Here is a 13,230-nt window from a genome sequence, read left to right as displayed (position 1 = left end):
ACCACTAGTATTTATTTTTCTTCTTCGGTTTTTACAACCAAACGGAAACCTTCTCCGTGAATGTTAAGTATTTCTACAGTATCATCACGTTTAAGATATTTACGCAGTTTAGCGATGTACACATCCATACTACGAGAAGTAAAATAGTTATCATCTCGCCATATTTTAGTAAGTGCCAATTCACGGGGCATCAAATCATTTTCGTGTAAGGCTAAAAGACGTAATAATTCGTTTTCTTTGGGAGAAAGTTTATTAGGCTCTTCGTCTTTATAGGTTAAAAAGCGCAGTTTAGAATTCAGAAAGAAATTTCCGATCTGAAATTCAAATTGCTTACTATCTGCAACAGAATCTGTAGCCTTGCGCAGCATAATTGCTTTGATCTTCATAAGCAATACTTCACTGTCAAATGGCTTGTTCAAATAGTCATCTGCACCTACTTTGTACCCTTTAAGTACATCTTCTTTCATCGCTTTTGCGGTTAAGAAAATAATAGGCACATCCTCGTTTTTCTCACGTATTTCTTTCGCTAAAGTAAAGCCATCTTTATACGGCATCATTACGTCAAGAATACAAAGATCAAAGTCGTCTTTTTTAAACTTCTCAAAACCTTCCATACCATTTTTGGCATGCGTTACGTCATAATCATTCATTGAAAGATAATCTTTCAACACCGTCCCGAAGTTTGGATCGTCTTCTACGAGTAGGATTTTTTTGTTTTCAGTTTCCATATGTTTAAGATATTAGTGGTAATTTAATTATGAATGTACTGCCTTTGCCCTTATCGCTTTGTACCCAGATCTCACCTGCGTGATCCTCTACGATGCGTTTTGCATAAGCCAGACCAAGGCCGTGTCCTTTTACATTATGAATATCGCCGGTATGCTCGCGATAAAACTTATCAAATATTTTTTTCTGAACTTGTTTGGTCATTCCATCGCCCTGATCTTTGATTTTAATCAGGATAAACGTTTTTAAGTTCTCTGTATATACATCAATCTTAGGAACATCTGTAGAATACTTCACCGCATTATCTAAAATGTTCACCAGCACATTTGTAAAGTGCGACTCGTTTGCCAACACCGAAGTTTTTACTGCTCCTAAATGCGTATTGATATATCCCTGACGGTCTTCTACAATCAACTCAATATGCGTAATCGCATCCTCGATGATATCGTGAAGATTTAAGCGTTCCTTCTTAATATCAAGCTCATTTTTCTCAAGCTTAGAGATGCGCAATACATTTTCTACCTGCGCGTGCATTCGCTTATTTTCTTCCCTGATCATACCCATATAGCGTGTCAAGGCCTCAGGGTTACTGCTGATTTTTGGGTTTTTTATAGCGTCTAGAGCAAGGTTGATCGTTGCAATAGGCGTTTTAAACTCGTGCGTCATATTGTTGATGAAATCGGTCTTGATTTCTGAAATTTGACGTTGCTTTACCAATTGCTGTAAGGCACTACTGTAAGCGATGACAATGATCAACGTAAACAGAATACTCAAACCTCCCATTCCTATTACTGAAGAAACAACAAATTTCTTCTCTCCGGGAAAATTAGCAACCAATTGATAGTCGCTATTTCCTTCCACATCAGTAAAGAGTGGTACGCTGAAGTTTTGCTCCGGAGATTGCAAATCAAAATCCTTTGAGCGCACGCTGGTGACTAAATTGTTACTGTATACCGCATATTCAAAATTGGTATCCATATCGCGCTCTGCCAATTCCATCGTTAATAACCGCTGCAAATCTGCTTCTTCAACACGTTTATGAATAGGAATCTTCCGCGTGATATACATCACCGCTTGCTCGATATTGTAGCGTTCTATCTCACTTAGATCAGACATTCTGGTCAGCACCGTGGTACGATCAACTTCAGAACGGTCAAGGTCATTCTTATCAATGATCTGTGTATATTGTCGCTGCAAGTAGCGCTTAAACTTGATGCTGTCTACCTCATAATCTAAAACCGGCGCACTCAACTTGTAATCTTGCTCAACAATGCTGTTTCTAAAAATATACGATTCGTTAGATAACGAGTCGTCTTGTTTGTAGATCAGATCATACAAACTCACATCATCAGGCACTCCTAAACTATCGCGCATACGCAGTACAGGATTATACCAGGTGTTTACCTCTTTCATTTGTATATCCCGAGCAACTTCTTTGAGTACTTGTTTGGCACTAAAAGCAAATTGACCGCGTTTTGCTTCAATACTATTTGAGATCCAGTAACCCTGCACAAATATGATGCCTATAAGAGACAAGCTCATCAGCACAACGAGGAGTACAAATAGATTTTTATTCATAGCCCAAATGTATGATTTTAACATTTAGGACTTTGGTGGTTTAACCAAATGTTAACAAGAATAAGCTATGTGTTTACGCGGTCTCCCAAGAGTTGAAGATGTATTTCTCTTGCCTGTTTTTTCGATTCTTCGAGGTCTATGTTCTCGATCAAAAAGTCTGCCAAAGGAATCTTTTTAGCGTCTGGCCATTGCTTATTCATGCGGTCTTTGATCGCCGATACAGAAATTTCATCTCTTTTTAAAACACGTTGAATACGCACTTCTTTCGGAGCAGTTATGAGGATTATGGCATCGCAGGATTGCGCTGTACCATTTTCAAAAAGAATAGCAGCTTCTTTAAGCACATAAGGTGCGTGTTGCACTTCTTTCCATTGTTTGAAATGTTCTCCTACCGCAGGATGAACAATTTTATTAAGTTGCTCTAGTAAGTGCTCATCTTTAAAAACTAACTCTGAAATGAATTTTCTATTGAGTTTCTGAGCTTGATAAGCTTCAGCACCAAAGAGTGATATGATTTTTTCCTTGAGTGCTTCGGTGTGCATTAAAGCCTTGGCTTCGGCATCAGCATAATACACTGGAATATTAAATTCAGAATTAAAAAAAGAGGCAATGGTACTTTTGCCACTTCCTATTCCACCGGTGATTCCTACTGTTTTCATTTTATTTTACTAATAAATATTGCACCGTGCTTTCGCTCAATCGAATATCACGGACATAAACGGGAGCTTCTTTTACTTCAGGTGTCAACGAAGTTGAAGAATCATCTACCTGATCAAAATCTACCACCACCTTAAAGTCTGAAGACTTAACCAGTTCGTAGTTAATCAGATTCACATTAAAGATCACATTTATACGCTTCGGAAACACTTTTGCAGTAACATTAGCCGGAACGTTTATTAGCTGAAGGGGAACTGAAACGCTACCTTCAGTAAACTTATCAACCGAAAGCGAGTACAGCACTTTTTTAGGCTGAATTTCTACCATTGGAATGTTTGATGCAAAACGCAGGTTTAAACTATCTGCCACCGAATTGCGCACTTCTTCAAAACGCACCGCATCAGTGTACACACGCGTAATGGTATCAACTTCAGACTGTGGCCCACGTATTGTGACCGTGTCTGGTTTAATTTTAAAACCTTCAAGACTACCGTATCCTGCCGCAAAGTCTACTTGATAATCCGGAATCACAGCAACCTGCTTTTCATAATTTCGATCCAAATCAAAAAATACCGTATCGGGCTGAAACGCCGTAATATCGCTTCCGGTCAAACTGCCTTGTAACGCATCGTCTTCCGGATTGAAAACATAAAAAGATTTACCTTTTGCTTTCTGAAGTTGAGAAAGATCTATAGGAAATTGCTGAGAGAAAAATCGGTATTTAAAGTAGTCATAACCGCTTGCTTTGCCCGTCACTTTGACCTCATTTGCGGAGGCCGATTTAAGAATCTGATCATCGCTTAAGTTTTGAAAAGTCAGCGGCACTTTAACCGAAAAACTAAAGTTTCGGTTGAGTTTAATCATCACAGAAATCGTAGCCACTACCAATAAAATGGTAAGAAAAACCCTTAGGTTAGAATTTTTATTTTTCTTCTTTTTATCTGACATCGCAAGGCTTTTGATTCAAAATTACTCAAAAAATAAATGAGGATATTCTGTACGCGGGTCCTTTTTAAACCAACCGATTTTTATCTTCGATACTAAAAAAGCTTTTCCGTAGCCGGCAAACTGAACCAAAACTGCCCACACGCTCAATAGCCCGATCAAAATACTTTTATTGACAATTGAAGCGTGAATCGCAATGGCTGCAAAATAGAATGCATACATCAATATAGGCAAGCCGATATCAGCTAATGCAAAAAGGATTGCAACAACTAAACCCAGCACAAAAAAACTGGGAAACCAAAAAGTCAATCGTGCCGATTCTGGATGCCACTGCGTCAAAATAGGTCTCACGGTGCCAAACTTTTTTACCTGTGTATAAAACTTAGACCATGAAATACGGCGTTTGTGATACACATAAGCATCAGAAAGCAATTGAGATTCAAAACCTAACTTCCACAATCTAAGGGTGAGGTCAGGATCTTCACCAGGGTGAATGGTACCAAAACCTTGAGAGGCTTCAAAAGCTTTTTTCGAAATTCCCATATTAAAACTACGCGGTTCAAATTTTTTAGACGCTTCCTTTCTGCCTCTAATTCCACCTGTAGTAAGTAACGAAGTCATCGCATAATTAATCGCTTTTTGGAGATTAGTAAAATCAAGATGCGCAGCATCTGGTCCACCAAAAAAGTCAGTGAATTTTGCTTTTAATCCGGTTTCAACAGCCTGCAAATAATCTGGCGGCAACACACAATCACTATCTAAGATTAAAAAATAATTGCCTTGTGCGCGTTGCATTCCATAGTTTCTCGACGCCCCGGGACCGGAATTCTCTTTAAAAAAATAACTGCAATTGAGTTCAGGAAATTGCTTAACGATTGCTTCTGAAGTTTCGGTGGAACCATCTTCAACTATAACAATCTCATAAGGTTTGCTATAATCCTGATGTTTCAAACTTTCAAGAAGTTCGTAAACTTCTTGCGGTCTGTTATAAACAGGTACAATAGTTGAAAAATGTACATTCATCTGAATCAATTAAAACTTCAAAGCCAAATTCCCTTTTAAAAAAAATGCCCGAAGTCAAAGACTTACGGACATCTTAATTTCTTAGTTAGTTAAGCTATTATTGCTCTTCTTTTTCAACAAAAGCTTCCATAACAGCATCACTAACTCCCATATTACTAAATCCACCGTCGTGGAATAAGTTCTGAAGTGTAACTTTTTTAGTCAAGTCTGAAAATAAACTTACCGTATAGTCTGCACAATCCTGAGCGGTTGCATTACCTAACGGACTCATTTTATCTGCATAAGCGATGAAACCATCAAATCCTTTAACCCCTTGACCGGCAGTAGTAGGTGTTGGTGATTGAGAAATGGTGTTTACACGTACCTTTTTATCTCTTCCGAAGAAATATCCAAAACTACGCGCTATACTTTCTAAATATGCTTTATTATCTGCCATATCATTATAGTCGGGAAAAACACGCTGAGCTGCCATATATGTCAAGGCTACAATGCTCCCCCACTCATTCATCGCATCTTTTTGATAAAGCACCTGCATTGTTTTATGAAAAGACATCGCGCTTACATCTGTACCTTTTTGCGTCCAGTCATATTTTTGATCTGTATAGTGACGGCCTTTACGCACGTTGATAGACATCCCGATACTGTGCAGTACAAAATCAATTTTCCCACCTAATTCTTCAACAGCTCCTGCTACCAAATTTTCAAGATCTTCAACTGAAGTTGCATCAGCAGGAATAATTTTTGAACCTGTTTTTTCAGCAAGTTTATTAATGCTTCCCATACGCATTGCAATTGGCGCGTTGGTCAAAACAAAGGTTCCTCCTTCTTCGTGAACGCGCTCTGCAGTTTTCCAGGCGATTGAATTTTCATCAAGTGCTCCAAAGATGATACCTCGTTTTCCTTTTAATAAATTATAGGACATAATAGTTGTTTAATTTAAGTGGTCAAATATACTGTTTTATTCATTGAGAAGTTGTCTCGCGTGATCAAAAGCTGCATCAGAAGAAGCCTTACCGCCTAACATTTCTGCCAACTCAGCGATGCGCTCTTCTTTGGGAAGCACTCGTATTCCTGTGGTGGTTTTTTGCGCGACATCTTCTTTATACACTTTAAAGTGGTGTGCTCCTTTACCTGCAATTTGTGGCAAATGCGTAATGCTTATCAGCTGCATACGGTTGCCCATAGCTTGCATAATATGCCCCATTTTTAAGGCGACTTCACCGCTCACCCCTGTATCGATCTCATCAAAAATAAGCGTAGGCAATTGGGCATAATCACTTAATACCGATTTTATAGCCAGCATGATACGTGACAATTCTCCCCCGGAAGCTGCCTTTTTCAATTCTTGAGCACGCATACCTTTATTGGCTGTAAATAAAAATTGAAGTACATCTTTACCGTTGTCTAAAAATGTAGTACTGGACTCCAGACTTACTTCAAAACGCGCGTTGGGCATCCCCAAATTGCTTAGGATAGCCTCTAGTTTTGAAGTTAAAGGTTTAATGGCTTTGGACCGCTCTTTAGACAGTTTCCCCGCCAATACGTCTAGCTGGGTTTGTGCCTCGCTGATTTCTCGTTCTAATCGTGCAATAGACTCTTCTAAATTATTTAATGATTGCACTTCATCATCTAAACCATCGCGTATAGCTATCAAAGCATCTACAGAATCTACCTGATGCTTTTTCTGAAGATCAAAAAGTAATTTAAGTCTGTTCTCTAATCGGGTTAGCTCTTCGGGATTACCTTCTGTTTCAGAAGCTAAGTCATTTATCGCTTCGGAAATATCATCCAGTTCAATGGTCACGGCGTCTAATCGCTCGCTCAGTTCATTAAGTTTTGGACCAAAACCAGAAAGTTTAGACAGGCGTAATTTCGCTGAAAGCAACATCTCATTAACCCCAACTTCTTCCCTGCTCAGAATTTGATAAGCTTCGGCCAAACCTTCGGTGATTTGCTCCACATTATTCAACGCATCGTGTGCGCTTTCAAGCTGCTCCTGTTCGCCGGACTTCAAATTGGCAGCGAGCAATTCTTCTAATAAAAAGTTTTTGTACTCTTCTTCCTTCTGCGCTTCATCCTTCTGCTTAATCAGTTTTTTAAGCTGATTTTCTTTTCCTCTAAAGTCTTTATAAAGTTGTGTATAGGATCGAAGTGTTTCAGTATTTTCAGCAAAAGCATCCAACACCTGAAATTGAAAATCTACATCGGTAACTTCTAAAGTCTGATGTTGACTATGAATATCAACCAAACGCGCTCCTAAAGCAGATAATTGACTTAGCGTTACAGGCGTATCATTTACAAAAGCACGACTTTTTCCGCTAGCAAGAATTTCACGTCTTATGATGGTTTGCGACTCATAATCTAGATCCTCTGCTGTAAAAAGGCTTTGAAGTTGGTAATTATGAATATCAAAAGTTGCCTCAATAACGCATTTCTCATCAGGATTACCGATGCTACTGATATCTGCGCGTTTGCCTAAAATCAAGCCTAAAGCCCCTAAAAGTATAGACTTCCCGGCGCCGGTTTCCCCGGTGATCACCGTAAATCCATCATTGAAATTTAGACTTACCGCTTCGATCAAAGCGTAATTTTTAATCTGTAAATGGGTTAGCAACTAAAGCAATTTTTTAAGGTTTAATGCACACTTGTCACCATTGTATGATCTGCTGTGCTAGGACAAATATAAAAAGAGTTTAATCGAAAATCTAGCTTAAACGTATTGAGAGTTTTGCTCTTTCATAATGATTTCTTCACATCAAAAAAAAACCAACTTACCACACTGAATAGTTACGTGTTACCTACAATTTTATTTGTTGCCAGAACGTAGATTTGGTAGGTGCCACTTTGTTAAGCACAGAGATAAGATTGCTTACATTAACCTGAGGACCGCTCGAAAACATTTTAGAAACTTCTTCTGCTTTCGTATCAAAAAATACCCGCGTTAAAAAATTATTAGGACGGCTGGCATACATTTGATTAAACAGTTCTAAAGTTGCTGCGATACCCTGCTTTGCTTCACGCGGATTATCTGCCATATAATCCAAACCGTTGCGATGGTATGCATACATAATATCTGAAAACGTTCTAAAGTTGGGAGAAAGCAAATCGTTATTTAATCTGAAACGCGTTTGCGTTCCGCTTTGTGGCGACCAGCCTTCGGTAACCTGTTGTTGTGCTGTGTTTACTATTCGAGTCGCCTCTTGAAAATAAGGTTCACCGCCGTTGAGTTGATACGAAGCAGCATCAAGACCAATAATAGTATACGCATAAAATGCCAACACCGAGATCAAATTAGAATCAAACCCATTAGGATTGTAGTTTAAAGGCTGAAATTCGGTATATCTAAAATTGAATTGCTTGTCATTAAAATTTAAAATTGGAGTCGTATACGTGCTGTTGAATACGGGTCTCGAAGACTGCACTTGCAGCGAGGCTGTAAAATAATCAGAATCAATATTTGAAACGATAATGACTAAGCTACAATCTATTTTCTCCTGTTGCTTGACATTTAGATCAGTCCAGGTTGTATTGTTCATAAACTCCGTCAACTCCGTTTTTAATGTTCTAAAAACCTGACGGTTGCTTTGCCCCGTTTGTTCTGCATTAATAACCACCGAACAATTAAGCTCCTGCCCTTGCACGGCAACAGCTAAAAGGCAAGCGCAAAATACAACGAGTGATCTAAGCATGAAGTAATTGTTGTATGAGTTCAAATACATCTTGAGCGACTTCTGCTTTAGGTTTCAATTCCTGCGGAAGCACTGCTCCAGACTTTGTGATGAAAGTTACTTTATTTGTTTCGGTTTTAAAACCTGCGCCTTTATCATTTAAGGAATTCAGCACGATCAAATCCAGATTTTTACGCTGCAATTTTCCCTGAGCATTAGCCACTTCATTTTCCGTCTCCAAAGCAAAACCTACTAACAGCTGCTTCTTTTTTTCAGCGCCCATGTACGCGAGAATATCTGCTGTAGGCTCCAGATCAATTTTTAAAGCAGCTTCTTTCTTTTTAATTTTTTGGTCTGCCACTAGAGCAGGCCTGTAATCGGCAACCGCAGCTGAAGCAATAGCAACGTCAACGTTTTTGTAATGCTTCTTTACTTCTTCAAACATCTCTGCTGCTGAAGTAACGTTGATTCGATTGATTAAATTGTGTTTAAGCTGTAAATGTGTAGGACCCGAAATCAAGGTAACCTGAGCACCCAAATTGGCTGCGGCTTCAGCGAGTGCATACCCCATTTTCCCACTGCTATGATTCCCTATAAAACGCACAGGATCTATAGCCTCATAAGTGGGGCCGGCTGTGATCAATACTTTTTTTTCTTTTAGCGGAAGGCGGCTAAGTATATCGGCCTCTATAAAGGCCACGATATCTTCAGGTTCTGCCATTCTGCCTTGACCCTCAAGACCACTTGCCAATTCCCCGCTTGTAGCCGGGATCATTACATTTCCAAAAGATTGCAGCTTCTCAAAGGAGTTATGGGTACTGGGATGCTTGTACATATCCAGGTCCATCGCAGGAGCAAAATAGACCGGACATTTTGCCGAAAGATAAGTCGCCAATAATAAATTATCTGAAGTACCCGAAGCCATTTTAGCAAGCGTATTTGCTGTGGCCGGAGCAATAACAAAGAAATCGGCCCAAAGGCCGAGTTCTACGTGATTATTCCATACGGCATTCTCATTTTCCTCTTGGGTAAATGTAGAAAGCACTTCATTCTTTGAAAGGGTAGAAAGGGTCAATGGAGTAACAAACTCCTTAGCCTCAGGCGTCATAACCACACGCACTTCTGCGCCGGCTTTGATAAAGCCCCTAACCAAAAAAGCCGCTTTATAAGCAGCTATCCCGGCGGTTACTCCAAGTAAAACCTTTTTACCGCTTAATATTGACATGAACTACTCTTTTGTAGTCGTATCGCGGAAGTAAATTTTATCCTCTAACCATTCTTGAACGGCCATAGCGTGTGGCTTAGGCAAACGCTCATAGAATTTAGAAACTTCAATTTGTTCTTTATTTTCAAAGATCTCCTCTAGACTGTCGCTATACGTAGCAAACTCGTCTAATTTCTCTAAAAGCTCTCTTTTGATCTCTGTATTGATCTGAGTCGCACGCTTGGCGATGATAGAAATCGCTTCATAGATGTTTCCGGTAGGAGCATCGATCTCACTACGGTTGTGAGTAATAGTATTTACAGGTGCATCTAGATTTTTAACATCCATAATATTCGCTTTATTTAATTAGGAATAATTTTCTAAAATTTGGTCAATATCTGCTTTTATAGCATCTGCCTCAGTGCGATATTCTCCTTCAGGAAAATAACGTATTAAGGTCTCATACATTTCAATCGCTTCTTCTAATCTTGGCTTTACAAGCACGTTAATACTTTTAGAACCATACTGATACTGCGAATCTAATTTATAGAAAAACGCAGCTTCACGAAAAGGAGAACCGGGATAATCTGATAAAAAGTCATCAAACGAAGCAATTGCAGCAGGATACTCCATAATCTTGTGCCATCCTTTTGCTACTTCATATGACTTTTTCTGAAGCTTTACGCTTAAATCTTTAATACGCTCGTTAGCATCAGCAGCATATTCTGAATCTGGATATGCGGTGATGAACTGCTGTAAATAGTCAAGTCCTTTTTCTGTTTCAGATTGATCTAACTGATAGTTAGGCGAAAGCTCTGCATAACTTACAGCAGCTTTGTACTGCGCTTCTTCAGCCTTATCTGAATCAGGATACGCCGAAACAAAACGGTCAAATTGATAACCGGCCAGATAATAATCTTCTACTTGAAAATGAGCATCAGCATATAAGTACATCACACGTTCTGCCTGTGGCTTACCGCGATATGCAGGCACAATTTGCTCCCACAGTTTTAATGATTTACGGTATTTACCTACATCATAAAGTGAATCTGCAAATGCATATTTAAGCCCCATATCCTCAGATTTCAGGGCTTCTTGATATTCACTGCAAGATGCAAGTGTGATTACTGCTAATACGACTAAAATTGTTTTCTTCATTAAGCTTAAAAACATCGGGCAAAAATAAGGTTTTTCTAGGGATTACAAAACTTAAAGACCAGTCTCGCTCAAGTATGTTGCAATATTTTGCTGTAAAGTTTCGGTGGCCTGCATTAAAGGTAGTCTTACCTCCGGCGAACAAACGCCTTTTAATGCCAATAACGCCTTAATTCCTGCGGGATTGCCTTCAGCAAATATTAAATCTGTAGCCGGCATAAGCGTGTAATGCTTTTCATAAGCTTCGGTATAATTGTCGCGCAAACCTTCTTTAATCATAAGTGAAAAAAGATTAGGAATACCTTGAGCTAAAACGGAGATCACTCCATCTCCACCAGCTGTCACCGTAGGTAACGCCAGTAAATCATCTCCTGAAATCACTAAAAATCCTTCAGGACGATCTTTTATTATACGCATCATTTGCGCCATATCACCGGCAGCCTCTTTGATCCCTATGACGTTTTCTACCTGGTTTGCAAGTTTCAATACGGTTTCTGGTAACATGTTGCTTCCTGTTCTTCCCGGAACATTATAAAGAATTACCGGAACTTCACTAGCAGCGGCAACTGCTTCATAATGCGCATAGATCCCGGCTTGAGTAGGTTTATTATAATACGGTGAAACCGAAAGAATAGCTTTAAAAGCAGATAAGTCTCTCGCCTTTAATTCTGCTACGATGGCCGAAGTATTGTTCCCTCCTACTCCAAGCACTAACGGAAGACGCCCTGCATTCACCTCAATAACCTTTGCGATCACTGCATCTTTTTCTTCTGCGGTTAAGGTTGCGTTCTCAGCAGTAGTCCCCATAACCACAAGATAATCTATACCTCCGTTTATATTATATTCTACCAGTTTTGCCAGACCGTCAAAGTCCACACTTAGATCACTTTTAAATGGAGTGGCTAGTGCTACACCGGTACCTTTCAATTCCTGCATGCTATTCTATGCGTTTTAATAATTTTAAATACTTTACTAATTCGGTTTCAAACGCAGCTACATCAGTAGGTTCTACTTGAATTGTAAGCGCATTAATCGCTGTGTTTTTGTGATCAATGCCTACTTTAAAAGCTGCTTTGGATTGCGTTGCAACGAAATTCAAAAATACATTTTCTGAAGTGTAATAACTTATAAGTAAACCAAAAGGTTGGTCTATTAGGTTTTTTACCGCTTCATTTTTCAAATTTCCAAAGAGGCTGAAGTCCGTTTTACTCATATAGAGCAAATCTTCAGCACTCTGATCTGCACGCTTTTCAGCAAAAACAACAAGTTTATTTTCAGAAGATTGAGTCAACTTACCCAGGCGCTTCAGAAGGTTTTTTCCTTCATTTACAAAACGCGCTTCAACCAAAATCACCACATTAGCTATAGGCCCCACTTCCTTATGTGTCGTGGGTTGAGCAAGCCAATTGTTAACCTTAGTTTTAACCAAATTGTGCTTCAATCCGTCTAAAAACATCTAAATTTGTTTTGGCGCAAATGTAATTAATTAAAGCGCAAAGCAAATCTTTTATTTCATTCCTCAATGCTTAGAAATTTTATTCTCCTTTTCCTTGCGCTACACGTGTTTAGCTGCAAAGATTCTCAAGCGACTTTAACCCATATAGACGGGAAGCAAATTCCAATTACAGATAGTATCAAAAGTGATCCGGCTATTGTAGAATATGTCGCTCCTTTTAAAGCGCGCATTGATGCAGAAATGAGTGCGGTGCTAGCCTATGCACCTCAAAGCTTATCTAAAAACGACGGACCGTTTAATACCGCTTTGGGGAATATGATGGCTGATGCCGTTTTAGAATTGAGCAATCCTGTTTTTGAAAAACGTACCGGTAACACCATCGATGCGGTTTTACTCAATCACGGGGGAATTCGCTCTACGCTGAATGCAGGTGATGTAACGATGCGCACCGCTTTTGACTTGATGCCATTTGAAAACAGCGTTGTGGTCGTAGAACTTACAAGCGATAAAGTAAACGAAATGTTTGAGTATCTTAAATCTGGTAAAGCGCATCCTATCGCCGGAATGCAAATCAGTATTGACGATAATAATAATTTAGTCAAGGCGTCTATTGATGGTGAACCTGTCAAAGAAGGTCAGACCTATTTTATAGCCACCAATGATTATCTACAGCAAGGTGGTGATGGTATGACTTTTTTCAGCGATCCTGTGAGTATGGAGGTTCTGGATTATAAAATACGCAGCATTTTAGTAGACTATTTTAAAACTCAGGATACCATTGCACCGGTAAGAGATAACAGATTTACAAAGGAATAATT

At 39.2% G+C, this 13,230-nt stretch carries 14 protein-coding genes; 1 reads left to right on the top strand and 13 read right to left on the bottom strand.

What is annotated here, in order from left to right; all coding sequences use genetic code 11:
- Nucleotides 1-11: 11 nt before the first annotated feature.
- The 13 genes from HCN54_RS05615 to HCN54_RS05555 form a co-directional block, all read right to left on the bottom strand.
- Nucleotides 12-728, bottom strand: a complete 717-nt coding sequence (locus HCN54_RS05615) for a response regulator transcription factor (RefSeq protein WP_009780011.1) — start codon at nt 726-728, stop codon at nt 12-14.
- A 4-nt stretch (nt 729-732) separates the two neighbouring features.
- Entirely contained in the window at nt 733-2,304 is a 1,572-nt protein-coding gene (locus HCN54_RS05610) for a sensor histidine kinase (protein WP_072982362.1), read from the bottom strand.
- A 65-nt stretch (nt 2,305-2,369) separates the two neighbouring features.
- Nucleotides 2,370-2,963: a dephospho-CoA kinase gene (gene coaE, locus HCN54_RS05605; protein ID WP_167596897.1), complete on the bottom strand. Its 594-nt coding sequence runs from the start codon at nt 2,961-2,963 to the stop codon at nt 2,370-2,372.
- A gap of 1 nt (nt 2,964) precedes the next feature.
- Nucleotides 2,965-3,909, bottom strand: coding sequence for a CdaR family protein (locus HCN54_RS05600; protein ID WP_167596896.1), 945 nt, complete (start codon nt 3,907-3,909; stop codon nt 2,965-2,967).
- Nucleotides 3,910-3,930: 21 nt separating this feature from the next.
- Entirely contained in the window at nt 3,931-4,929 is a 999-nt protein-coding gene (locus tag HCN54_RS05595; protein ID WP_167596895.1) for a glycosyltransferase, read from the bottom strand.
- A gap of 97 nt (nt 4,930-5,026) precedes the next feature.
- On the bottom strand, nt 5,027-5,851 hold the full coding sequence (locus HCN54_RS05590) for an enoyl-ACP reductase (RefSeq protein ID WP_167596894.1): 825 nt from the start codon (nt 5,849-5,851) through the stop codon (nt 5,027-5,029).
- Between the two features lie 36 nt (nt 5,852-5,887).
- The gene (recN, locus tag HCN54_RS05585; protein WP_167596893.1) at nt 5,888-7,543 is read right to left on the bottom strand and encodes a DNA repair protein RecN; all 1,656 of its coding nucleotides are present in this window, start codon (nt 7,541-7,543) and stop codon (nt 5,888-5,890) included.
- A 184-nt stretch (nt 7,544-7,727) separates the two neighbouring features.
- The gene (locus HCN54_RS05580) at nt 7,728-8,618 is read right to left on the bottom strand and encodes a DUF4835 family protein (protein WP_167596892.1); all 891 of its coding nucleotides are present in this window, start codon (nt 8,616-8,618) and stop codon (nt 7,728-7,730) included.
- Entirely contained in the window at nt 8,611-9,822 is a 1,212-nt protein-coding gene (gene coaBC / locus HCN54_RS05575; protein WP_167596891.1) for a bifunctional phosphopantothenoylcysteine decarboxylase/phosphopantothenate--cysteine ligase CoaBC, read from the bottom strand. The genes HCN54_RS05580 and coaBC overlap by 8 nt, the downstream gene beginning before the upstream one ends.
- Nucleotides 9,823-9,825: 3 nt before the next feature.
- Nucleotides 9,826-10,149, bottom strand: a complete 324-nt coding sequence (locus HCN54_RS05570) for a DNA-directed RNA polymerase subunit omega (protein ID WP_072982370.1) — start codon at nt 10,147-10,149, stop codon at nt 9,826-9,828.
- An 18-nt stretch (nt 10,150-10,167) separates the two neighbouring features.
- Nucleotides 10,168-10,959: an outer membrane protein assembly factor BamD gene (locus tag HCN54_RS05565; RefSeq protein WP_072982867.1), complete on the bottom strand. Its 792-nt coding sequence runs from the start codon at nt 10,957-10,959 to the stop codon at nt 10,168-10,170.
- A gap of 51 nt (nt 10,960-11,010) precedes the next feature.
- Nucleotides 11,011-11,892 carry a 4-hydroxy-tetrahydrodipicolinate synthase gene (dapA, locus tag HCN54_RS05560; RefSeq protein WP_167596890.1) on the bottom strand — a complete coding sequence of 294 codons (882 nt, stop codon included), beginning with the start codon at nt 11,890-11,892 and terminating at the stop codon, nt 11,011-11,013.
- Nucleotide 11,893: 1 nt separating this feature from the next.
- A complete protein-coding gene (locus tag HCN54_RS05555) occupies nt 11,894-12,412 on the bottom strand; it encodes a DUF6913 domain-containing protein (protein ID WP_167596889.1) in 519 nt (172 codons plus the stop codon).
- Nucleotides 12,413-12,478: 66 nt separating this feature from the next.
- Here HCN54_RS05555 and HCN54_RS05550 point away from each other — a divergent pair, with 66 nt between their 5' ends.
- Nucleotides 12,479-13,228 (top strand): 5'-nucleotidase C-terminal domain-containing protein, encoded by a 750-nt coding sequence (locus HCN54_RS05550; protein WP_167596888.1) that lies wholly within the window; start codon nt 12,479-12,481, stop codon nt 13,226-13,228.
- Nucleotides 13,229-13,230 lie beyond the last annotated feature (2 nt).

This window comes from Leeuwenhoekiella sp. ZYFB001 (assembly GCF_011784865.1).
In the GTDB taxonomy this organism is placed as follows: Bacteria; Bacteroidota; Bacteroidia; order Flavobacteriales; family Flavobacteriaceae; genus Leeuwenhoekiella; species Leeuwenhoekiella palythoae.
The sequence above is the reverse complement of the archived record's forward strand: the minus strand, read 5'-3'. Positions and strand labels throughout refer to the sequence as shown.